At 42.7% G+C, this 22364-nt stretch carries 20 protein-coding genes; 12 read left to right on the plus strand and 8 right to left on the minus strand.

From position 1 onward, the window contains the following. Window positions 1-52: 52 nt before the first annotated feature. A complete protein-coding gene (locus tag B3R63_RS06950) occupies window positions 53-1543 on the minus strand; it encodes an acetyl-CoA C-acetyltransferase (RefSeq protein ID WP_286729341.1) in 1491 nt (496 codons plus the stop codon). Window positions 1544-1782: 239 nt separating this feature from the next. On the opposite strand from B3R63_RS06950, the gene B3R63_RS06955 reads away from it, so the two are divergent. The 5 genes from B3R63_RS06955 to dnaX all read left to right on the plus strand — a co-directional run bounded on the left by B3R63_RS06955 (window position 1783) and on the right by dnaX (window position 8843). Then, on the plus strand, window positions 1783-3174 hold the full coding sequence (locus B3R63_RS06955) for a 3-oxoacyl-ACP reductase (RefSeq protein WP_286729344.1): 1392 nt from the start codon (window positions 1783-1785) through the stop codon (window positions 3172-3174). A 136-nt stretch (window positions 3175-3310) separates the two neighbouring features. After that, the gene (locus B3R63_RS06960) at window positions 3311-4165 is read left to right on the plus strand and encodes a MaoC family dehydratase (protein WP_286729346.1); all 855 of its coding nucleotides are present in this window, start codon (window positions 3311-3313) and stop codon (window positions 4163-4165) included. Between the two features lie 84 nt (window positions 4166-4249). Beyond that, on the plus strand, window positions 4250-5512 hold the full coding sequence (locus B3R63_RS06965) for a serine hydrolase domain-containing protein (RefSeq protein ID WP_286729348.1): 1263 nt from the start codon (window positions 4250-4252) through the stop codon (window positions 5510-5512). Between the two features lie 25 nt (window positions 5513-5537). After that, a complete protein-coding gene (locus tag B3R63_RS06970; protein ID WP_286729350.1) occupies window positions 5538-6497 on the plus strand; it encodes a class I SAM-dependent methyltransferase in 960 nt (319 codons plus the stop codon). A gap of 180 nt (window positions 6498-6677) precedes the next feature. Beyond that, window positions 6678-8843 carry a DNA polymerase III subunit gamma/tau gene (gene dnaX, locus B3R63_RS06975; RefSeq protein ID WP_286729353.1) on the plus strand — a complete coding sequence of 722 codons (2166 nt, stop codon included), beginning with the start codon at window positions 6678-6680 and terminating at the stop codon, window positions 8841-8843. A gap of 5 nt (window positions 8844-8848) precedes the next feature. On the opposite strand, the gene B3R63_RS06980 is transcribed toward dnaX, so the two are convergent. After that, window positions 8849-9283, minus strand: a complete 435-nt coding sequence (locus B3R63_RS06980) for an acyl-CoA thioesterase (protein WP_286729356.1) — start codon at window positions 9281-9283, stop codon at window positions 8849-8851. Beyond that, window positions 9280-10440, minus strand: a complete 1161-nt coding sequence (locus tag B3R63_RS06985; RefSeq protein ID WP_286729359.1) for an iron-containing alcohol dehydrogenase — start codon at window positions 10438-10440, stop codon at window positions 9280-9282. The genes B3R63_RS06980 and B3R63_RS06985 overlap by 4 nt, the downstream gene beginning before the upstream one ends. A gap of 116 nt (window positions 10441-10556) precedes the next feature. On the opposite strand from B3R63_RS06985, the gene B3R63_RS06990 reads away from it, so the two are divergent. From B3R63_RS06990 to B3R63_RS07005, 4 genes are read left to right on the plus strand one after another with little or no spacing between them, the layout of a single operon-like run. Then, window positions 10557-11066: a low molecular weight protein-tyrosine-phosphatase gene (locus B3R63_RS06990; protein ID WP_286729362.1), complete on the plus strand. Its 510-nt coding sequence runs from the start codon at window positions 10557-10559 to the stop codon at window positions 11064-11066. Next, window positions 11038-12120: a UDP-N-acetylmuramate dehydrogenase gene (gene murB, locus B3R63_RS06995; protein ID WP_286729364.1), complete on the plus strand. Its 1083-nt coding sequence runs from the start codon at window positions 11038-11040 to the stop codon at window positions 12118-12120. The genes B3R63_RS06990 and murB overlap by 29 nt, the downstream gene beginning before the upstream one ends. A 7-nt stretch (window positions 12121-12127) precedes the next feature. Then, a complete protein-coding gene (locus B3R63_RS07000) occupies window positions 12128-13267 on the plus strand; it encodes a YdcF family protein (protein WP_005019973.1) in 1140 nt (379 codons plus the stop codon). Next, entirely contained in the window at window positions 13267-14298 is a 1032-nt protein-coding gene (locus B3R63_RS07005; RefSeq protein ID WP_286729367.1) for an alpha/beta hydrolase, read from the plus strand. Before B3R63_RS07000 ends, B3R63_RS07005 begins: the two co-directional genes overlap by 1 nt. Before the next feature lie 115 nt (window positions 14299-14413). On the opposite strand, the gene tehB is transcribed toward B3R63_RS07005, so the two are convergent. The 5 genes from tehB to B3R63_RS07030 form a co-directional block, all read right to left on the minus strand. Further along, window positions 14414-15283, minus strand: a complete 870-nt coding sequence (gene tehB, locus B3R63_RS07010) for an SAM-dependent methyltransferase TehB (RefSeq protein WP_286729369.1) — start codon at window positions 15281-15283, stop codon at window positions 14414-14416. Window positions 15284-15359: 76 nt separating this feature from the next. Then, the gene (locus B3R63_RS07015; RefSeq protein WP_286729372.1) at window positions 15360-17030 is read right to left on the minus strand and encodes an FMN-binding glutamate synthase family protein; all 1671 of its coding nucleotides are present in this window, start codon (window positions 17028-17030) and stop codon (window positions 15360-15362) included. A gap of 169 nt (window positions 17031-17199) precedes the next feature. Continuing rightward, window positions 17200-18372: a cupin domain-containing protein gene (locus B3R63_RS07020; RefSeq protein WP_286729374.1), complete on the minus strand. Its 1173-nt coding sequence runs from the start codon at window positions 18370-18372 to the stop codon at window positions 17200-17202. Between the two features lie 31 nt (window positions 18373-18403). After that, a complete protein-coding gene (locus B3R63_RS07025) occupies window positions 18404-18997 on the minus strand; it encodes a Maf family protein (protein WP_005026257.1) in 594 nt (197 codons plus the stop codon). Continuing rightward, on the minus strand, window positions 18997-19380 hold the full coding sequence (locus B3R63_RS07030) for a DUF2237 family protein (RefSeq protein WP_005026254.1): 384 nt from the start codon (window positions 19378-19380) through the stop codon (window positions 18997-18999). The genes B3R63_RS07025 and B3R63_RS07030 overlap by 1 nt, the downstream gene beginning before the upstream one ends. Before the next feature lie 139 nt (window positions 19381-19519). Here B3R63_RS07030 and B3R63_RS07035 point away from each other — a divergent pair, with 139 nt between their 5' ends. The 3 genes from B3R63_RS07035 (at window position 19520) to fba (ending at window position 22305) form a co-directional block, all read left to right on the plus strand. Continuing rightward, entirely contained in the window at window positions 19520-20707 is a 1188-nt protein-coding gene (locus tag B3R63_RS07035; RefSeq protein WP_286729378.1) for a phosphoglycerate kinase, read from the plus strand. A 139-nt stretch (window positions 20708-20846) separates the two neighbouring features. Then, on the plus strand, window positions 20847-21146 hold the full coding sequence (locus tag B3R63_RS07040; protein ID WP_286729380.1) for a hypothetical protein: 300 nt from the start codon (window positions 20847-20849) through the stop codon (window positions 21144-21146). Between the two features lie 121 nt (window positions 21147-21267). Beyond that, window positions 21268-22305, plus strand: coding sequence for a class II fructose-bisphosphate aldolase (gene fba / locus B3R63_RS07045; protein WP_005026246.1), 1038 nt, complete (start codon window positions 21268-21270; stop codon window positions 22303-22305). Window positions 22306-22364 lie beyond the last annotated feature (59 nt).

A 22364-nucleotide genomic window follows, 5' to 3' on the forward strand; every position in this document is an offset into this window, starting at 1 on the left:
AAGGCCGCTTAATCATTAAGCGGCCTTCTTGTATTCATTCACAAAGCAGAAATTATTTTTCTACAATTGCTGTAACACCCTGTCCACCCGCTGCACAGATTGAAATCAGTACCCGGCCAGAACCTTTTTGATTAATCAGTTTTGCAGCAGTAGCCAAAATACGGCCGCCAGTCGCTGCAAATGGATGCCCTGCTGCCAGTGAGGAACCATTAACATTCAATTTAGAGCGATCAATTGACCCAAGTGGCGCTTCCAGTGCTAAACGCTCTTTACAGAAAGTTGGGTCTTCCCATGCTTTCAAGGTGGAAAGTACCTGGGAAGCAAAAGCTTCATGAATTTCATAATAATCAAAATCCTGAAGTTTCAGACCGGCACGTTCAAGCATACGTGGAACTGCATAAGCAGGTGCCATTAGCAGTCCCTCTTTCTTGTTAACGAAATCGACAGCAGCAGTTTCAGTAAAGGTCAAATAAGCCAGCACTTCATGACCGTTAGCTTTTGCCCATTCTTCAGATGCCAGCAATACAACAGATGCACCGTCAGTTAGGGGAGTCGAATTGCCTGCGGTCATAGTAGCTGTCTCACCTTTACCAAAAACAGGTTTCAGTTTTGACAGTTTCTCGACAGATGAATCCGGACGAAGGTTCTGGTCACGTTCAACACCGAGAAAAGGAGTAATCAGGTCATCAAAAAAACCTGCTTCATAGGCTGCAGCCAGCTTATGATGGCTTGATGCAGCCAGTTCATCTTGTGCAGTACGGGAAATTCCCCATTCGAGCGCAGTAATCGCCTGATGTTCACCCATAGACAAGCCGGTACGTGGTTCACCATTTTTAGGCGCATCCAGTAGGTTTTTAACATTAATTTTAGTTAAGGCTTTTAGCCGGTCTTTTGCAGTTTTGGCAATATTGAGTTCGAGTAAGGCCTTACGCAAGCCATCCCCAAAAGCGATTGGCGCGTCGGAAGTGGTATCCACACCGCCAGCAATACCTACATCAATCTGGCCCAGGGCAATTTTATTTGCAACCAAAAAGGCAGCCTGTAAACCAGTACCACATGCCTGCTGGATGTCGTAAGCAGGTGTTTCAGGTGCAAGTTGAGTATTAAGTACACATTCGCGTGTCATATTAAAGTCACGGCTATGTTTCAGAACAGCACCAGCAACAACTTCACCAATGCGTTGTCCCTGCAGATTAAAACGCTCAACAAGGCCATTTAATGCTGCGGTTAACATATCAGTATTGGATGCAGTAAAGTAAGGACCATTTGAACGTGCAAATGGAATACGGTTACCACCAATAATTGCAACGCGGCGAACTGTGTTTTGACTCATGTTTTGATCCTGTTGAACAGAAGATGGATTAGACGAAGTAACTTTAGCTGCAGTAGAGACAGTTTTTTTGCTACGGCTAGAAGTGGATTTTACTGCTTTGGGAGATTCGGTCGTACTTTTAGCAGTACGCGATGCTGTTTTTGATGTATTTGACACGTTCTCCCGAGCAGAATTCTCGACCGCCTGATTTTCTTGAGTTGTTTTAGTCATAAGGCTTTTCCAAGCACGTTTACGATATTCTGATGTGTTACATTAACATATTATAGAATAGCCTGAATTGACTACAATGACATTGCATGGAGCTTTCAGGTCAAGACATCAAAACAGTAACTCAAGTATTATTTTGCTAGAATCCGGTGGACCCTTTGAAATATAACTGTTTGAGATTACTTCTAAAGTCAACAGAACTCCAGGTTCATTCAAATTAAATTGTATGAGAGATAATAAACATGACTGATCAATACCAGGTATTTGCAAAATCTCCAATTGGTAAATTTGTCATCAAGAATCTAGGTTTACCATCGCCAATCCAGCTGGACCGTTTTGAGTCAGCTGCGCCTGTTATTAAAGGAGCAGTACTTTTAGGTGCAGCACCCTCAAGTACATTGTCTGGTGAAATTGCACAGGTTTTAAACAATATCCATGCAAATAGCTATGCAGGTAATAATGCTGAACTACAGCAGGCAGCAGCCCAGACCGGCTTGAACCTCAGTGCTTTTAATGCTGGCGATAAAGAGTCCAAGTTTAAGGCAGTGGTATTTGATGCTTCCGGAATCCAGAACTCTGAGCAGTTAAATGAACTGTATAAATTTTTTAATCCGGTTGCCCGCCAGATTCAGACTTCTGGCAGAGTGATTGTAGTAGGCATTACACCTGAGCATGCCAAAACAGTAAAACAGGCAATTGCCCAGCGCGCATTAGAAGGCTTTGTTAAGTCAGTTGGCAAAGAATTCAAAAAAGGTATTACCGCTCAAGTTGTATATGTAGATGAAGGCGCTGAAGCGAATATTGAATCTACTCTACGTTTCCTGCTTTCACCTCGCTCAGCTTATGTATCTGGTCAGGTAATCCGTGTATCTAAAGCTGAAGTGGTTAATGTTGACTGGGCTAAACCTTTAGATGGCAAAATGGCATTGGTAACTGGCGCCAGCCGTGGTATTGGCGAGGCGATTGCACAGGTACTGGCACGTGATGGTGCTCATGTGATTTGTCTTGATGTGCCACAGCAGCAAGCTGACCTTGACCGGGTTGCAGCAAGTATTGGTGGTTCAGTTTTGGCACTGGATATTACCGCAGCTGATGCAGGTGAAAAAATTAAGGCAGCTTCCTCAGAAAAAGGTGGTCTGGATATTATTGTGCATAATGCCGGTGTGACCCGTGACAAGACACTGGCCAATATGAAGCCTGAACTTTGGGACATGGTACTAAATATCAACCTGTCTGCGGCAGAGCGTATTAATGATTATCTGCTGGAAAATGATGGCTTAAATAACAATGGCCGTATTGTATGCGTATCTTCCATATCAGGTATTGCTGGTAATCTGGGCCAAACTAACTATGCTGCCTCTAAAGCAGGCGTAATCGGTCTGGTTAAATTTACCGCACCACTTCTGAAAAATGGGATTACCATTAATGCAGTTGCCCCGGGTTTTATTGAAACTCAAATGACCGCAGCCATACCATTTGCAATCCGTGAAGCCGGACGCCGTATGAACTCTATGAGTCAGGGTGGTTTACCGGTAGATGTTGCTGAAACGATAGCATGGTTTGCCTCAACTGCATCTACAGGCCTAAATGGCAACGTTGTGCGTGTCTGTGGACAAAGCCTGTTAGGCGCGTAAATTTTTCATAAAAACTCTTTTCCATTAAAGGGAAGAGCAGTATAAAAGGAGAGGTGGATTTAAACCTCTCTGGCCCTCTTCCTGAGCAAGGGAGAGGGAATTTTATTTATAAAAAAGATATTGATGAAGGTTGAGTATGCACACACGTCATTTTAGCCAGTTGCCTAAGCCTTATCTGGCTTATCCAAAAGTTATTCAGGGACTGATTTTTAAAAAGCCTAAAGCTGAGAAAGTATTGCCACAAGTTGAATATGTTGTGGACTCTCTTAAGATCGATCAGAAACATCTGAAAGCCTACAATGAAGTGTGCGGCTTTAAAAATAATGGAGAGGTTCCTGCAATTTATCTGGCAGTACTTTCACAAAGTCTGCAAATGCATATGATGACGCAGGAAGCTTTCCCGTTTGCAATTCTGGGGCTGGTACATATTCGCAATATGGTACGTCAAACCCGTAGCATCAAAACCAGTGAAGAGCTGACGTTGTCTTGCAGGTTTGGTGAACTTAAACCCCATGATAAAGGTATACAATTCGATTTTATCACTACTGCTAAAGCTGGTAAACAGGTCGTGATGGAAGGACTGACTACCTACCTGGTTCGTCAGAAAAGTACAGTAAAAGCGGCAGAAAAGGTAAAGGCTGAACAGGAACCCGAATATCAGTTGAAAGAAAAATGGGATATTTCTGAAAATACCGGACGCCGCTATGCTTTAGTCTCAGGAGACTTCAATCTGATCCATATTCATGCTGTTACAGCCAAAGCATTTGGTTTCAAGCAGGCAATAGCACATGGTATGTGGAGTAAGGCTCGAGCACTGGCAAGTCTTGAACTACCAGAAGCTTATGAAGCCGATGTGAATTTTAAATTACCTATGTATTTACCTTCCCGGGTGGAGCTTCTCTCTGCCGAGCAAGGCCAAGATACAGTATTCCTGATTTGTAATGCCAAATCGCATAAACCCCATGTTGCGGGTTGTATTAAAGCGTTGTAAGTTTTAAGCCTGAGTTTCATAACTCAGGCTTTTTTATAGTAAGTATTGAATTAAAACATTTAGATTAAAAATAAGAGTAATGATATGTCAGCCATTCAAGAATGGATTCTTCATGGACACCAGCATTATCAGGGTGAATGTCAATCTGAATTCAGAGATTTAGCAAAGCTGTTTAGCCGATTGCAGTCTAGCCGTTTAAATAGCGGAGGGGCTGGGTTAGCAGTTTATTTTAAAGGAAAAAAAGTTGTTGATATTTATAATGGCAAAAAATCTGTAACTGAAAACTGGCAAGCCGATACGCTGGCAGTATGCTATTCAACCGGTAAAGGCGTATTGGCCACTTTAGTTCATATTCTGGTAAGTGAAGGCTTTCTGGACTATGACACACCCATTGGTCGATATTGGCCTGAATTTGCACAGCAAGGGAAAGACAAGCTGACGCTACGACATATATTGTCTCATCAAAGCGGTTTATATGATATCCGCAACCTGATTAATGACGCTGCAGAAATGCTCGAGTGGCAGCATATGTTAACAGTGTTCGAGCAGGCTAAACCACGTTTTTCAGCAGGAGAGGGCGTTGCTTATCAGGCTTTAACTTTTGGCTGGCTGGTCGGCGGGCTACTTGAGAAAGTTACCGGTCAAACTTTATCTCAGTTAATGCAACAATATCTGGTAGAACCACTTGGGTTAGATGGTGCATATTTTGGTCTTCCCTTGACTGAACTGGAGCGTGTAGCTCGTCCTTTTGCTGCCTCTAAACCAGTCCGGAAGAAACATAACAATCAAATATCAAAGAAAACAAAAAGAAAAACATCATTTAGTGAAAAGCTGTTTTACTGGAGTGGACAGAACCCTCAAGATTTCCAAGATGCTATGGTTCCTAAAGGAATGAAAAACTTTAGCTTCTTTAATGAGGCCGGCCTGCAGGCCTTGGTTCCCGCAGCCAATGGTGTGTTTAATGCGCATAGTCTGGCAAAAATTTATGCCATGTTGGCTAATCATGGACAGTGGAAAGGTAAGGTCTTGATTAAACCAGAAGTTTTTCAGGAGCTCAGCAGTATTCAGAGTTTTGCTCGCGACCGGGTTATGCCTGTACCCATGAACTGGCGTTTGGGCTATCATCGGATTTTTACGCTGGGTAAGGCCGCCCAACAAGGTTTTGGGCACATGGGTTATAACAGTTCAGCGGCCTGGTGTGATCCTGAGCGTAATTTGAGTTTTGCCTATACTCATAATTTCCAGATGGGTTCCATGACTGGAGATTACCGTCTGTGGGCACTCACTCAAGAAGCTTTACGCTGTGCAGATGGTGTACTTACTGGCAGGAAAGGATGGTTCTCTTGAATTAAAATAATATAAAAGGACATATATGGACATAGAGCTTTCAGATTTACAAACCAAGAAGCAGGCTTTACTAGATCTGTTAAAACATCTTAAAGCTAATGCTTATCAATTTATCAGTGTAACGCCAGAAACGCATTCACGGGTCTTAAGACATGCGGCGGTAGGAGAAACTTTAGCAGATATTTTTGGCTGGAATCGCTGGTTCTATGCAGCAGATCTCAAGGCACCTTTATTTGAACTATTGAAATATCATGATTTGCTTGAGCAGCAGGAGCAACTGTTTCGTTGTAAATTTCGTGTTTCAAGTTTAAATGATGAGATTTTTATCCATAGCAGTTACCCTACAACTAGCCAGAATGCTGTTTTTTTAGGACCTGATACCTACCGTTTTAATTTGCATTTAGACTGTTTCCTAAAACAACAGCAGTTCTCTGTGAACAGTATTCTGGAAATGGGCTCGGGTACGGCAGCCACTGCGATTCTAACAACCAAAAAATTTAACCCTCAGCCAGAACTTACATTGGTAGACATTAATCCACACGCTCTATTATTAAGTGAACTTCATGCAGAATTCTCGGGCATTGAAAAGTTTCGTGCAGTAAATAGTCATTTATATCAGGAAATTCATGAGCAATATGATTTGATTATTGCCAATCCTCCTTACCTGGTAGACTCGGAGCGGCGTCAGTACCGGCATGGTGGCTATAAAATGGATGGTGCACAGCTGGCTTTTGATATTGTGCAGCAAGGAGTTACTCATCTTTACAGAAATGGACACTTGTTTTTATATACAGGGGTTGCCATCCGTAATGGTCAAAGCATATTACAGGAACGAATTGAAGAGTGGTTTAAAGGACAATCAAAATTTACATGGCACTGGCAGGAAATCGATCCGGACATTTTTGGTGAAGAACTCGAACAGCCATATTATTCAGGTGTGGAGCGAATTGCAGCCATTATTCTATGTGTTCACAAGATTGCCTGATAGTTTAAAAGCACAGAAATTTTAAATATACATAAATGTAAAAGCGTATCTGGTTTTAAAAATTATTTTCATATTCAAACGCAAAGTAGTGACTTGTCGTTTTAAAAGCAATTGATGACAACGGCTCATTCACTAAGCTGCAAAAAAACAGTATGCTTATACAGGCAAAAAGGAGCATACATGTATCAAGTACTTGCGCGAAAATATCGTCCACGCAACTTTAATGAGCTGGTCGGGCAAAGCCATGTGTCACGGGCGCTGACCAATGCGTTAGAACGTGGCCGTCTGCATCATGCTTATTTATTTACAGGTACACGTGGCGTAGGCAAAACAACAATTGCGCGTATTTTAGCAAAGTGCTTAAACTGTGAAACCGGTGTTACTTCTACACCATGCGAAGTATGTGCTACCTGTAAAGCCGTCAATGAAGGCCGTTTCATTGATCTGATTGAAATTGATGCCGCTTCAAGAACCAAAGTTGAAGATACCCGCGAACTGCTCGACAATGTACCTTATGCACCGACTCAGGGACGCTTTAAGGTTTATCTGATCGATGAAGTGCATATGCTCTCTACTCACTCTTTTAATGCACTCCTGAAAACGCTCGAAGAGCCGCCAGAGCATGTAAAATTTTTATTCGCTACCACAGATCCGCAGAAATTACCTATTACGGTTATTTCACGATGCCTGCAATTTACCTTGCGACCATTAGCAGTTGATGAGATTACTGAACATTTAACCCGAATTTTACAAAAAGAAGAGATTAATGCCGATAGTGACGCCATCTGGCAAATTGGTGAGTCTGCCCAAGGCTCCCTACGTGATGCATTGTCCCTGACAGATCAGGCTATTGCTTATGGTCAGGGTGAGGTACACCATCAGGATGTCAAAGAGATGCTGGGGCTCATTGACCGCACTATCATATATGACCTGATCTTGGCTATTCATCAGAATAATCAGGCCCGGGTCAGCCAGCTTTTATTACAGTTTAGACATCAGGCACTGGATGTTTCACTTGTTCTGGATCAGCTGATTTCGACCTTACACGAATTGGCTCTATTACAATATTTGCCTGACCTAGGCCTTAAATACAGTGATGAGATTAACCGTAAAATTTTACAGCTCTCACGCCTGATTTCAGCGCAAGACCTGCAACTGTATTATCAAATTGCCTGTAAGGGACGAGCTGACCTGCAACTGTCTGTTACGCAAGAGCAGGGCTTTGAAATGTGTATTTTACGGCTGTTAGCTTTTCGGCCTTTGGCACCTGATGAAATATCAATAGACAATTCTGGACCGGCAGTTTCTGATAGTAGCTCCTCAGCATCGGCAGAAGTTAATACAGCACCTCATCTGTCTGAACCACAGGTAACAGTTTTAGCAGAGAAACTTGAGCCTGAGACAAATTTTATTTCTGAAGAGTTATTACTCGCTGGAGCAGAGCCAGACACTGTGTCTAAAACTACAGCAGACTCTTCTGAACCTTTTGAGAAAAAACCGCTAGAACCAGCTGTTCCGGACAGTAATACTGAGGAAAGTTCAGCAGCAAATGAAATGCTGAGCTTTAATTTAAACTCGGCTGATGGGCTGGTCGGGTTTGATGAGGCAGGTTTAAATGTTCAGCCTAAACCGGTAGTGCCTTCTGCTGATCTTTTGGATACTAAATTTCTTGAGCCTGATGCTCTAGTCATTTCAGAACTGGCAATAAACACCCAATCCGATATACCAAAAGATCTTAGCCAGAGTGAAACAGCGCCTACCATATCTGCGGAAGATTTATTTGTTGAGTTACCTGTAGCCGAGTCCTTTAAAACCGGGGGAAAGAGTGAGCAGGTATCTCATAGTTTTTCTAGTGAAAAATTGTCTGATACTAAGCTGGAAAAAGCTGGTATTAGCGCTCAGCAATATGAAAACTCTGGTCACTTGATGCCTCAGGATATTCTAACACTAGCACCTCAGCAGTTAGAGCATGAATGGACTGTAGACAAATGGGAATACTGGTTTAGGAATAGCGAGTTATCACCTGCCGTTCAAGAGCTGGCCCAGCATGGACTGATGACAGGCACGATTAATGGCCTGTCAGTTTTTCAAATTCCACAACAATATGAAGGAATGCTGTCTCAGCTCCAGCATGCTTTAGAGCAAGCCATGAAAGAGCAATGGCCCGATACACAGTTTCAAGTGGAATACAAAGAAATTGAGCAGATCACACCATATATCATGCAAACGGTACGCAAGGAAAAAGCGTACCAGCGTGCAAAAGAATTACTACAGCAAGAGCCTGCAATTCAGAGTTTAATTCATCTTTTTGATGCCGAGCTGCAAAATATCCAGTTAAAATCATGATTGTTTTATAAACAATAAGTGGCTAGATCCTCCCGCATCTGTTGAGATATGGGAGTACTTTTTCGCGTTTCACGATTTACAAACACATGAACAAAGTGACCTTGTGCAGATGCCTGCTGCTGACCCTGTTTAAAAATCGCTAAACGATATGTTAAAGAAGATTGGCCGATCCGTTCAATTGCTACGCCAACCTCAATTATTTCAGGAAAAGACAGTTCCTGAAAAAAGCTGCAAGCAGAATCAACTACCAGCCCAATTACAGGGGATTGATGAATGTTAAACCCTGCTTTCTGAATCAGCAGCGAATTAGCCGCCGTGTCAAAATAGCTATAATAGATTACGTTATTGACGTGCCCGTATATATCGTTATCTGCCCAGCGAGTCTGAATCGGCAAGAAAAATTTAAAATGCTTGCGTTCGGTAATTATAGGCTTATTCATGAATAAATGGCTCGATATATATTGAGGGCATCCTCATAACCCAGCTCACGGGGGTTATTCTGTAATAGCCGGGTTTGTAATATTGCATCTTGTGCCAGCTGTTCTAAAGCCTGCTCAGGTATGGCGAGTGATTGCAAAGTCAAGGGTAAACCAGTGATGTCCAGATAATTTTGCATATGATCAATAAACAGATCACTGAGGCCTTCTACTGAGCCACTACTTTTAGGTTCAATATGTAACATCAATTCAGCATAGTGCTGCTTGGCATGAGTCAGGTTAAATTTTAAGACTTCAGTAAAAACCAGAGCATTGCTATGCCCATGTGAAATATGGAAGTGTCCACCAAGCGGATAAGCCAGCGCATGTACCGCACCTACTGGCGAGTTGGCAAAGGCCTGCCCGGCAAGCATAGAACCGACCAGCATATTCTGCCGGGCTTCCATATTGTGGCCATCTTCAAGTACCGGTCTTAAATTTGTATAAAGAATCTGGAGCGCTTTAACTGCGAGTAAATCCGCATAGAAGTTTTTTTTAATTTTAGATGTATAGGCTTCGACAGCATGCACCATCGCATCAATACCGGTCGCTGCAGTAATATGACGTGGTAAATTTCGGGTGAAATTTGCATCGAGTATAGTAGTATCTGCAAAAAGCACAGGTGATACTATTCCACTTTTTGTTGTTTCCCCAGTGGTTACTATCGAAATAGGCGTGACTTCGGAGCCGGTACCAGCAGTGGTAGGAATTAAAATTAATTTCAATCGTGCGCCTTGGACCTGATTTACACCATACGTCTCCTGGAGCTTTTGCTGTTGTTCAGGATGCGCAAGCAGGGCAATAATCTTGGCAACGTCCATAGAGCTGCCGCCACCAAAGCCTAAAATAATGTCTGCTTTTTCTTCTCGGGCAAAACGGGCGGCTGCCAGGACTACGTCTTCTGGTGGATCAGCCTGTACATCAGCATAAATACTATATTCAAGTCCAATGCTATGTAAAATATCTAAAACAGGTTGATGAAGCTGCTGAGCCAGCATTCCCGGATCGGTAACCAATAACAGTTTTTTGGACTTCTGCTCTATCAAGATTTGCTTGAGTCTCTCAATTGAGCCTAGCCCAGCAATAATATTGGGAACGGTTTGAAACTGAAATTGGCCCATACATTTTCCTTAATTCTTTAAAAAATTGAACATTATTGTTTTGCAGTTCTATAGGATTCATCCTGTAAATAATTTAACATAAGACTCTTCAAAAGAAAGCTGTACTTGAGGTCGTTATGTCGTCCAAAGCGCCGTATAAGGTGTTGTGTGTCTGTTTAGGAAATATTTGCCGCTCTCCCACAGCGGAAATTGTCCTGAGGCATTATTGTGACGAGTATCAGTTAAATGTAATCGTTGATTCAGCTGGCACCAGTAATTATCATCCAGGTAAAGCACCTGACCAACGGAGTCAGAACCATGCCAAAAAACGTGGTTATGATCTCTCAATGTTAAGAGCTCGTCAGTTAAAGATTCAGGATTTTCTTGATTTTGACTTGATTCTGGCAATGGATCATCAGAATCTTGAAGATATACAAGCAGTAATGCATCAAGCTGGTCTTGAATATGGCGAAACATGCCTGCGTGCAAAAGTTGCTCTGATGAGTGAGCATGACCCTGAATATTCCAAGCAGGCTTTACCCGATCCGTATTATGGCGGACTTGATGGTTTTGAGCGGGTATTGGATCAGTGTGAATCAAGCAGTCGTGCCTGGATAAATGTATTTAAAAATCAGTTTGGTCAGTAATTTAAAAGGTTTAGATGTGATTCAGATTCAAAATAATATTCAACTTAAACCTTTTAACAGTTTAAAGCTTAACAGTGTCGCTTCCCATTACATTCACATTGAACAGACTCGGCAGATTCCGGCTGCGGTTCAATATGCTGTCCAGAATCAGCTAAATATTCTTGTGCTTTCTGGTGGCAGTAACCTGCTTTTACCTGAAAAGCTTAATGCACTGGTCATGCATATTGATATTCAAGGTATTGAGTATTTAGATGAAGATGAACAAAGCCGCAGCCTGAGGGTGGGTGCCGGTCAGGTCTGGCATGAGTTTGTACTTTATACCACCACAAAACGCTTGTATGGCTTACAGAACCTGGCTTTAATTCCAGGACGAGTTGGCGCGTCACCTGTACAGAATATTGGTGCTTATGGGGTAGAAGCTGGAGATTTTATTGAATCGGTACAAGTATATGACCATGAAACTGGCCAGTTTGACTCGATCTGTGCTAAAGATTGCGGTTTTTCATACCGGCACAGTATTTTTAAAGATCAGCCAAATCGCTACATTATTACCCATGTAACATTCAGGTTATTAAAAACACCGCAGCTCAAGCTGAACTATGGCGATCTGAAACTGGCTATGGCAGGTGATCAGAGTGCCGAAAACCTGCAACAGCAGGTTATTCATATTCGACAAAGTAAGTTACCTGATCCGGCACAATATCCTAATGCCGGCAGTTTTTTTAAAAATCCTGTGATTAGTAATGAGGCTTATCAAAAACTGGCAGTGCGATTCCCGAGACTACCGCATTACCCCCAGTTGACTGGTCAGGCCAAGATTGCAGCCGGCTGGCTGATTGAGCAGGCAGGATGGAAGGGCAAGCGTCTGGGTCAGGTAGGCATGTTTGAAAAACAGGCACTGGTCTTGGTCAACTATGCTGAAGCGTCATTAGAAGATATCAAAGCTACATACTGCGCGGTACAGCACGATGTTTATCAGAAATTTAACATCATGCTCGAGCCGGAACCGGTACTCTATAATGAAATAGCCCAGATTTGCTCACATACGGAATAAACAGTTTATGGCTCAGTATCATTGGATGGTGCGTTTAGTACAGCTTGCCGCAGGCATATTTGTACTGCTCGGCTGTCTGATGGTTTTTATCTATACTCCTTTTTATTCGCAGCTGGTGGTCAAGGCTCTTAATACTTTTGTGCCAGTAGAAGTCAACCAGGTGGCAGCAAAAAGTCAGGAAATGGCCGCCCTGAGCGAATATGAGGAACTAGAGCCTGGTTCAAATCTCTGGATTGCCCGTCAGGCATATTTAAAACTGATGGAGCAGTCTATGCAAAACCAGAATGCACAGGATTTGCCTACGCTACAGGCCCGTTATAAAGCATTGCAAAAAATTATTATTGAAGAACAGGAAAAAGAAGAAAACGATAAGGACGACCAGCCGGTTATTCCATTACTGGTTCCATCTGTTGATAAAAAAGGACAGGAACAAGAACAGCCAGTCTCCGATTCGGTTGAAGACATGCGTGAGCTTCTGCAATTGAATAGCGCAGAGAATAAGGTGTTAATGGAGCAATATATAGATTTCCTGATGACACATCCGGTTGAACAGCAAGAGGCAGTAGAAAGCGAAATTTATCAGGATATTGCCCAAATACAAAAAGAAAAAAATGAACCAGTCTATCCGGCAAGTTCCAGCAAACCTTATGCAATTGTTGTTTTAGGTGGCGGATTGACTTTAGCTGATAACCAGAAAGATATTGTAGTGAATAAATATACCCGCTTGCGGCTCGAGAAAACCCTGGAAGTCGAAAAACAATACCATTTACCCATTGTTTTAAGCGGGGTAGAAGCCCCTTATATGCAGGCTTGGCTAAAAGAAAGAAATGTAGAAGCAAAATTACTGGAAAACCGCAGTATGAATACTTGTGAGAATTCACGGTTCAGTTCATTGCTTTTACAGAAAAAAGGTGGGGCACCTACAGTAATCTTGATCACGGATGTTTATCATATGCCACGTACACGCCGTTTATTTGCACTAAACGGTATAGAAACCATACCGGTTGAAGCGCCTATGCCTTCAAAATTAACAGACTGGCGTCCAAGCCGGCAGAATTATGATCACAGTCGCCGTGCCAATTACGAAATGCTGGCCACAATTCGCGATATCCTATTTGGCTCAAGTGGCTGCCGGGAGGTACCTTAATGTCAGATATCCCATTTTTAAATCCGAATGTACTTACCCAACTTGACTTGCCTATACCTAGCCGTGAAATTACTTCACAGCTTCTAGAACCATTAAATCTGAACCGCTCCTATGAACCCTCAGTTGATATTTTAGCTTATCGCAAACTTTATGGTTTAAATCTGCTGGACTGTGACCAATGGCAGGGTTACGTTCCCATGCCACTTTTTCGATTACATGTACAGGTTTTTAAACCGAGAAGTGCTGAAATTAAAGGTACAGTCTGCTTGCTGCATGGTTATCTTGAACACAGCGGCATTTACCAGCCAATCATCCGTGAAATACTTGAACAGGGCTTCAGCGTAATAACATATGACTTGCCGGGGCATGGCTTAAGTGACGGTTCGCCGGCCAATATCCAGAATTTTGATCATTATCAGCAGGTTTTACTGGCTGTATATCAGTATGTCCGTCAGGCTGACCAGTTGCCGCAACCATGGTTAGGTATTGGACAGAGTACGGGTGGCGCAATCTGGATGCATCATTTGCTCGAATATGCTGAGCAGCGCCGTAATCCGATTGTTGATCGTATTTTGCTTTTATCTCCACTCATTCGACCTGCAAAAACAGCATGGTGGCATAACCCGGTTGGCCTCGGTATTATCCGGCGTATCAAGCGGCAAGTGCCTCGACATTTCCGGCGTAATAACCATAATCCGGAATTTCTGCGCTTTATTCGCTTAAAAGATCCTTTACAGCCCCGTATGATGGGTATGGACTGGATTCTGGCGATGTCGCGGTGGATGCAGGAAATGGAGCAGAGACCGGCTTGCCGAATACCAGTCTGGCTTGCTCAGGGAGCACTGGACCAGACGGTAGACTGGCGTTATAACATTGAATTTATCCGGCGAAAATTCCGGTTACAGACCCTGCTTATGCTTGAAGAGGGTTCGCATCAACTCATTAATGAGCGGGCCGATATTCGGGCTGCACTTACCGGGCTGATTCCGGCATTTCTACATGCCAGACCTTCAAAATACTATTATGAATAAATAAGCTCATGATCTGGCATTAAGTACTAATAAAACTTAGCGCCATATAATCTTCTGAAAAAGCCAGAGTAATGATCTGGCTTTGTAGTTTTTAGTGAATAGTATGCTTTTATATTCAAGCCTGTTTTTTTGCCAGTAATGTAGCAAAACGCAATTTTATCCGGCGACCATGCTCATCGAGCCGATGTAGCTCACCAACATCTTCATTATATTGTAAGATATTCCAACCCGTATAATAACGAATGAGCTCTCCTTCTTTAAAGGTGAAGGGGAAATCAACATTACATGGATAGTCTGGTGTATCCATAGCCGCAACAATCAGATTATAACCTTCAGGCAGAGTTGCTTTTTGCATTTCTTCTATAAGTCGGGGAATAGTAGGGGGCTGTAAAAACATCAGCACAACCGTTGAAAAGATAAAGTTATAGCGTTTTTCAATAATGGGATTCTGGTTCAGGTCACGTATTTCAGTGTGAATATGATCAATTTTCTCTGCACCAATAATTTCATTAAGCTTATTGATGCTAGCTTCATTAATATCCCATGCATCGACCTCAAAACCTTTTTCACTGAGAAAAAGTGTATTGCGGCCACTACCACAACCAAGATCAAGTGCGGTACCTGCACTGTGCAGAATTTTACTCGCCATACGTATTTCGGAATGCGTTGGTACTAGTCCATATTTTTTTTCAAAGTAACGCTCAGGCTCACAGAAAAATTCAAGTTGGCAGGCAATATCGGAACTGGTAGAGACAATTTTGTGCCATGCTTGAGGTGAGACTAAGGAAGGTTGATGATTAGCATTAAAAGTTTCTTCAGAAATTATTTCACCATTTTCTGATAGCATGGCAAATACCAGTTCGCCCTGCAATATTGTCAATTTAGCCCAAGTCCCTTCTTGAGTATTATGTTTCTCGCGGAAATTCTGAGGAAGGTTTTCATTAGACCATACAGGCATTTGTTTATAACAGCGTAAGTTATTCATCGTATTTTCCTCAGATAGAATTTTATGGTGATCAAGTTAGCCAAGTTAAGAATGTATGTACTCAGCTTTTTACAGATCAGAATTTTTGAGCATTGGCCATTTGCCACATGCGGTAATAAAAATTTTCTTTATCCTGAAGCTGGTTGTTAATAAGGGCATTTTCTTCCATAAAATAATGCAACTGGGCATAATTTTTAATTTCCCGGTCATTAATCCGTTGTGCCAGATGGTGTGCATCCAGTTCCGAAGGATGACGCAAGCCTGCTGCTGCTATCATATCTGCCAGGGCATGCAAAGTGTTTTTATGGAAATTAAAAACTCGCTCAGCTTTGGTGGGCACATGTAAAGCTTTTTGTCGGTCACGGTCCTGTGTAGCTACCCCAACCGGGCACTGATTGGTATGGCAGCTTTGTGCCTGTATACAGCCAATTGCAAACATAAACCCCCGACCTGAATTCACCCAGTCTGCGCCCAGTGCAAATGTACTGGCAATATCAAATGCACTGACGATTTTACCCGCTGCTCCAATCTTGATCTGATCACGTAAACCGGTACCCACCAAGGTATTATGTACAAAGCGTAAGCCTTCACGCAGAGGTGTACCAATGTAGTCACTAAATTCAATTGGTGCTGCACCTGTACCACCCTCAGAGCCATCGACTACAATAAAATCCGGTACAATTTTGGTTTCCAGCATAGCTTTTACAATACTCATAAATTGCCATGGATGCCCAATACACAACTTAAAGCCTACTGGTTTACCACCAGAAAGATCACGTAATTTTTGCAGAAAGTGCATCATCTGGATCGGTGTACGAAAAGCAGAGTGGGTAGCAGGAGAGATGCAGTCACGATCACGACTTACTCCCCGAATCAGGGCAATTTCTTCAGAAATTTTATGCTTTGGCAAAATACCGCCATGACCCGGTTTGGCGCCTTGGGAAAGTTTGAGTTCAATCATTTTAACCTGTTCAAGTTGTGTCTGTTTAGCAAACTTTCCTTCATCAAACTGTCCGTCAAGCGTCCGGCAGCCAAAATAACCACTGGCAATTTGCCAGACCAAATCGCCACCATTTTCCAGATGATAAGGGCTGATACTGCCTTCTCCTGTGTCATGGTAAAAGTTACCCATCTTGGCACCCTGATTTAACGCCAGAATTGCATTGGCGCTGAGACTGCCAAAACTCATGCCAGAGATATTGAAAATTGAAGCGCTATAGGGCTGAGTACATTGCTCATTACCAATCTGAATACGAAAAGTGGCCGGATCTGCTGGTGAGCAAGGTGCCAGGGAGTGAGTAATAAAACGATAATCTGCCTGATAGACATCTAAAATTGAGCCAAAGGGTTTATCTGAATTTTCATTTTTCGCACGCTGATATACCAGACTGCGCTGTACCCGTGAAAATGGCAGTGCATCATGATCCGATTCAATAAAATACTGCCGGATCTCTGGACGAAAATCTTCAAAGATATAGCGAAAGTGGCCCATAATCGGATAGTTTTTTAAGATCGAGTGACGATTCTGCAAAACATCATAGAGACCCAGCAGGCTGAGCAAAGCTGTGATTAGCCAGACACTGTTAAGCAAGGTATCTGAAACGAAGTAATAAATATAATGTGGCTCATAGAATAGCCTAAGCATGGTAATACCTAATGCGATTAGAATGCACAGGAACCAGACCGAATGTCTTGAGAAAAATGTATTGAGGAGCTTATGACGTATTGTTTGTGCTGGGCTTGCCATTATATTCAGCTTTCCTTTTAATATTTTTCAATAGATTCAACTTGCCAAGCCGGGCTATATTTCTCAATGAGAGTTTTGTTCATTCTCAGTCACATAAGAAGATAACTGAGATAATTTTTCAGATAAAAAAATAACCAGAACAGGTCTGGCTATTTTTTATAAATAAATATTAGTTCTGCTCTTCTTCTGGTGGAAGCAGCATCAAAATAGAGTCAGTTAATAGTTGTGCGATATCTTCAAGTATTTCTTCATCATTTAAATTCTGATCAAGAACCAGAATTTCACCATCAGCAAGGCGCTTTAAATAGGCTGCAAAGCTTTCAGAAATATATAGTGCTTCACCATTTGCCCAAAAAAGTAGCTGGTTGTCTTCATCTGTATAAAGCAGGCGTGAAGCAGGTTCCAGCATTAGCATGTAGCCCTGATCCAAAGCTTCTTCCAGATCACCTGTACCGATCTCTTCCGCTTCAGGAATATTCTCCGGATACTTCGGTTCTGACATCAAGCTGATAATAGCATCATCAAGTACAGTAGAGTTTTGCAGACGGGCAAGCAGTTCTGTTTTAAGGTACTCAAGTTCAACAGGTGTAATCTCGCCTGCTGCTGTAGCCTGGCCACGCAGAATATCGGTTAGCGGATTTCTGAGTAACTGATCTTCAGAAAATTTATCACTCACACGATCCATCATATCTGCAATATTAGGCATGCGAAAACCAAAGGAAAAGGTCAGGCAGTCATCTTCTGCTACGCCATAGTGAGACAGACCGGGTGGAACATATAACAGATCACCTGGAGCCAGTACTTCATCAAAATTTACCTCCATGTCTGGTAGCAGTTTAAGAGGCTGACCTGGAACAAAAGCCGTGTCTGCATCGCACATCTGCCCAAGCTGCCAGCGACGGTGACCGTAACCTTGCACCAGGAATACATCATAAAAGTCAAAATGCTTGCCAACTGAACCGCCTTTAGGCGCATAAGACACCATAATATCATCACGGCGCCACTGTGGAATAAAGGGAAATTTTTTCCATAGGGCTGCGAGGTCAAATGAATAATGGTCAACCGCCTGAACCAGCAAGGTCCATAGTTTTGGCATTTTCTGGAAATCGCCTTTAATCAGGGGAGAAGATTTCACTGACCACTGGTTAGAATCTTTATCTTTTTGCTTGATTAAACGGGCAGTAATATTTTCTTCAAGCGCAAGTTCTTTAACATCGTTCGGTTCAAGAATATTGATAATTTCGGGCAGGGCATTACGGACCAGTAGCGGTTTTTTTTGCCAATATTCACTTAAAAATTGTTCGGCAGTTATACCGCCTAAGACAGCTAGAGGTTGGGACATAGAAAAAACCTGTAAATATTAAAAAAATTAGCTAGGGAATCTGGAAGTCGAGTTGGCGCAAAATCTGGCATAGCTGAATCATGGGTAGGCCCATTAAAGTTGTCTGGTCATTACCCGTCATCTTTTCAAACAGACTAATGCCCAGACTTTCACATTTAAAGCTACCTGCACAGTGAAGTGGTTGATCCAGTTCGATGTATCGCTCAATTTCGGCCAGATTTAATGTGCGGAATTTTACCTGATAATGCTCTACCAGTGTGTGCTGAAAACCTGTGGAATGCTGCTGTACACTCAGCCCCGTACTAAAATAGACCGTTTTCCCGGAATTGACCTGCAACTGTTGCACTGCCTTTTCAACTGTTAAGGGCTTACCTATAAAATCATCGGGTGTATGTTCCCGCCATGCTACCTGATCGGAACCAATCACTACTGCTTCAGGGTAAAGTCTGGCAACAATATGAGCTTTGTCAAAAGCCAGTCTCCTTGCAAGTTCATCTGCATGTGTCTCACCCTGGGGTAATTCATCAATATCTGGTGAAATACATCGATACTGCAAGCCTAAACGATTCAACAGCGCTTTACGGGTCTCACTACTGGAGGCCAGAATAAGAGGAGGCTGCTTCATCAAATTGCATAATCCATTAAAATATCTAAAGGTACATAACTGAGTACTGCCTGATGGCAGGCATGAATTTTTACAGGCGGAGCCATATCAGCCTGATAGGCTTCAACCCAGCGCGTTACGCAGATACACCAGAAGTCACCAGGTTTTAGTCCGGGAAAACCCACTTCCGGTAAGGGCGTAATCAGATCATTACCCAGTTTTTGAGAAAAACTTAGAAATTCAGATGTCATCTGTGCACAAACAGTATGCTGGCCCAGATCAGTAGCAGCAGTATGGCAAAAACCATTACGGAAATATCCGGTAATAGGGTCATAGCAACAGCTTGCCAAGGGTTCACCTAATACATTTAAGCGGTTAATCTTCGGATCAGGATGAAAAGACATAAGTACTCGGAAATAGACAGGCTTTATCTATCATAACAAATCTTTGGCAAACGTTAGCTTTTATGCAAAAGAAGCTAACCTTTTTAAGCATAATCATTTAAAATCGATGGCATTTTTAAATACATAAAGAGAGTATTACATGAACTTTCAGCGTATGACTGACCTTGACCTGACAGGCAAACGTGTCCTTATTCGTGAAGACTTAAACGTTCCTGTAAAAAATGGTGAGATTACGAGCGATGCACGTCTACGCGCTGCATTACCGACAATTCAGGCTGCGCTGGAAAAAGGTGCAGCAGTGATAGTGTGTTCTCATCTGGGTCGTCCGGTAGAGGGTGAACCTAAACCGGAACAGTCACTCGCTCCTGTTGCGGCTTATCTGTCTCAGGCACTGGGTCAGGAAGTCCAGTTGGTTACAGAGTACTTGGATGGCGTTCAAGTTCAGGCCGGCCAGGTAGTTTTACTGGAAAATGTACGTTTCAATGCAGGTGAAAAGAAGAATAATCCTGAGCTGGCACAAAAATACGCTGCATTGTGTGATGTCTTTGTTATGGATGCATTTGGTACTGCGCATCGTGCGGAAGCATCTACAGAAGGTGTAGCACGCTTTGCCAAGGTTGCAGCAGCAGGACCGCTGCTTGCAGCAGAACTGGATGCGCTGGGCCGTGCACTAAAAACACCTGAAAAGCCAATGGTAGCAATTGTTGCAGGTTCTAAAGTCTCTACTAAACTCGACGTTTTAAATTCTTTATCCACACTTTGTGACCAGTTAATTGTTGGCGGCGGTATTGCCAATACTTTCTTGGCAGCCGCCGGTTATAACGTGGGTAAATCGCTTTTTGAAGCAGACCTGGTCGACACTGCAAAAGCGATTGCTGCGAAAGTTTCTGTCCCTTTGCCAATTGACGTGGTTGTTGCTAATGCATCTGAAATTAACTTTGAAGATTTCTTGGGTTCATTGGCAAAAGCTCAAGCTGTAGTCAAAAAAGTATCAGAAGTTTCGGAAAATGACATGATTCTGGATGTTGGTCCAGAAACAGCTCAGGCATTTGCAGAGATTCTTAAAAATTCAAAAACTATTTTATGGAATGGTCCGGTCGGTGTATTTGAAGTTGACCAGTTTGGAGAGGGTACCGAAACGCTTTCTCAGGCAATTGCAGAGTCTGCCGGTTTCTCGATAGCAGGCGGTGGAGATACATTGGCAGCTATTGATAAATATGAAGTCGCTGACAAAATTGGCTATATCTCGACTGGTGGTGGGGCTTTCCTTGAGTTTGTAGAAGGCAAAACCTTGCCAGCAGTAGCCGTGCTACTAGAGCGTGCCTAATACATTCTTCTGATTCTATAATTTTTTAAGTTTAAACAGGTTGGCTTGGACCAGCCTGTTTTCATTTTAGATTCATATAACTGTCATATTTGTGCAATAACATAATCTGCATTAGATCTTCTTTGTTTGGATAAAGGTAATGAAGTTAAAATTTATGCTTGTGATCTCACTGGTCGCACCACTGGTACTAACTGCATGTGCAAAGAAAGAAGAAGCAGCTGCAACTGATCAGGGGCAAAATGCACCTGCTGCAGAAGAAAAAATAACACCTGAACAACAAGCTGCAATTGATGCAATCGACAAGCCAATCATGGATGAAAATAATACAGATATTTCGCCTGAACAAGTGAATGTACCAGCTGAAGATTCTATGACTCCAACAGTAGAAATGCCTGCACCAGAAGCTGAAACAGCTACTACAGGCACAGCCACACAGTAAATTGTAGGCTTTTGTTTAAAAGTCCCTGCAAATGCAGGGATTTTTTTTTAAATCATGTGTTTTGTTGCTGAATTGAAATAAATGACAGGGTAGAATAGGCCGCATTACCTGGGAGGATATTATGGCACTTATTTCGATGCGCCAGCTCTTGGACCACGCCGCAGAACATAGCTACGGCGTACCAGCGTTCAATGTAAACAATTTAGAACAAATGCGCGCAATCATGCTGGCTGCAGACGCAACCAATTCACCTGTGATCGTACAAGCTTCAGCGGGGGCCCGTAAGTATGCAGGGGCGCCGTTCTTGCGTCATCTTATTCTGGCCGCTATTGAAGAATGGCCACACATTCCGGTAGTTATGCACCAAGATCATGGTACCAGCCCAGATGTTTGCCAGCGTTCAATTCAGCTTGGCTTTAGCTCGGTGATGATGGATGGTTCATTAGGTGAAGATGGTAAAACACCAACTTCCTATGAATACAATGTTGATGTGACTCGTCGTACTGTACAAATGGCACATGCTTGTGGTGTTTCAGTAGAAGGTGAAATTGGCTGTCTGGGTTCACTTGAAACCGGTATGGCTGGTGAAGAAGATGGCGTAGGTGCAGAAGGGATACTTGACCATTCTCAGCTGTTGACTTCTGTAGAAGAAGCACGCAGTTTTGTGGCTGATACCAATGTTGATGCGCTGGCAATTGCCGTAGGTACTTCACATGGTGCGTATAAATTCACCCGTCCACCAACGGGAGACATCCTGGCAATTGACCGTATTAAAGAAATTCATGCGGCTCTACCAAATACACACCTGGTTATGCATGGCTCAAGTTCAGTTCCACAAGAATGGTTAGCTATTATTAACCAATACGGCGGCGATATCAAAGAAACTTATGGTGTGCCAGTTGAGCAGTTGGTAGAAGCGATCAAACATGGCGTACGCAAAATTAACATTGATACAGACTTGCGTCTGGCTTCTACCGGTGCAATGCGCCGTATGATGGCTGAACAGCCAAGCGAATTTGATCCGCGTAAATTCTTTGCCAAGACTATTGATGCAATGAAACAGATCTGTGTAGATCGTTATGAAGCATTTGGTACGGCAGGCCATGCAGATAAAATCCATCCGATTTCACTGGAAAAAATGGTTGATCGTTATAAATAACTCACTACGTGATTTTTTATAATATTTAAAAGCCCACAGATGTGGGCTTTTTCTATAAG

This window comes from Acinetobacter sp. UBA1297, from assembly GCF_002307755.1.
GTDB classification, from domain to species: Bacteria; Pseudomonadota; Gammaproteobacteria; order Pseudomonadales; family Moraxellaceae; genus Acinetobacter; species Acinetobacter radioresistens.

What these genes read in the sequence shown, in the direction of transcription:
- B3R63_RS06950 (WP_286729341.1), bottom strand. Translation starts at nt 1,543, where the DNA reads ATGACTAAAACAACTCAAGAAAATCAGGCGGTCGAGAATTCTGCTCGG.
- B3R63_RS06955 (WP_286729344.1), top strand. Translation starts at nt 1,783, where the DNA reads ATGACTGATCAATACCAGGTATTTGCAAAATCTCCAATTGGTAAATTT.
- B3R63_RS06960 (WP_286729346.1), top strand. Translation starts at nt 3,311, where the DNA reads ATGCACACACGTCATTTTAGCCAGTTGCCTAAGCCTTATCTGGCTTAT.
- B3R63_RS06965 (WP_286729348.1), top strand. Translation starts at nt 4,250, where the DNA reads ATGTCAGCCATTCAAGAATGGATTCTTCATGGACACCAGCATTATCAG.
- B3R63_RS06970 (WP_286729350.1), top strand. Translation starts at nt 5,538, where the DNA reads ATGGACATAGAGCTTTCAGATTTACAAACCAAGAAGCAGGCTTTACTA.
- dnaX (WP_286729353.1), top strand. Translation starts at nt 6,678, where the DNA reads ATGTATCAAGTACTTGCGCGAAAATATCGTCCACGCAACTTTAATGAG.
- B3R63_RS06980 (WP_286729356.1), bottom strand. Translation starts at nt 9,283, where the DNA reads ATGAATAAGCCTATAATTACCGAACGCAAGCATTTTAAATTTTTCTTG.
- B3R63_RS06985 (WP_286729359.1), bottom strand. Translation starts at nt 10,440, where the DNA reads ATGGGCCAATTTCAGTTTCAAACCGTTCCCAATATTATTGCTGGGCTA.
- B3R63_RS06990 (WP_286729362.1), top strand. Translation starts at nt 10,557, where the DNA reads ATGTCGTCCAAAGCGCCGTATAAGGTGTTGTGTGTCTGTTTAGGAAAT.
- murB (WP_286729364.1), top strand. Translation starts at nt 11,038, where the DNA reads ATGTATTTAAAAATCAGTTTGGTCAGTAATTTAAAAGGTTTAGATGTG.
- B3R63_RS07000 (WP_005019973.1), top strand. Translation starts at nt 12,128, where the DNA reads ATGGCTCAGTATCATTGGATGGTGCGTTTAGTACAGCTTGCCGCAGGC.
- B3R63_RS07005 (WP_286729367.1), top strand. Translation starts at nt 13,267, where the DNA reads ATGTCAGATATCCCATTTTTAAATCCGAATGTACTTACCCAACTTGAC.
- tehB (WP_286729369.1), bottom strand. Translation starts at nt 15,283, where the DNA reads ATGAATAACTTACGCTGTTATAAACAAATGCCTGTATGGTCTAATGAA.
- B3R63_RS07015 (WP_286729372.1), bottom strand. Translation starts at nt 17,030, where the DNA reads ATGGCAAGCCCAGCACAAACAATACGTCATAAGCTCCTCAATACATTT.
- B3R63_RS07020 (WP_286729374.1), bottom strand. Translation starts at nt 18,372, where the DNA reads ATGTCCCAACCTCTAGCTGTCTTAGGCGGTATAACTGCCGAACAATTT.
- B3R63_RS07025 (WP_005026257.1), bottom strand. Translation starts at nt 18,997, where the DNA reads ATGAAGCAGCCTCCTCTTATTCTGGCCTCCAGTAGTGAGACCCGTAAA.
- B3R63_RS07030 (WP_005026254.1), bottom strand. Translation starts at nt 19,380, where the DNA reads ATGTCTTTTCATCCTGATCCGAAGATTAACCGCTTAAATGTATTAGGT.
- B3R63_RS07035 (WP_286729378.1), top strand. Translation starts at nt 19,520, where the DNA reads ATGAACTTTCAGCGTATGACTGACCTTGACCTGACAGGCAAACGTGTC.
- B3R63_RS07040 (WP_286729380.1), top strand. Translation starts at nt 20,847, where the DNA reads ATGAAGTTAAAATTTATGCTTGTGATCTCACTGGTCGCACCACTGGTA.
- fba (WP_005026246.1), top strand. Translation starts at nt 21,268, where the DNA reads ATGGCACTTATTTCGATGCGCCAGCTCTTGGACCACGCCGCAGAACAT.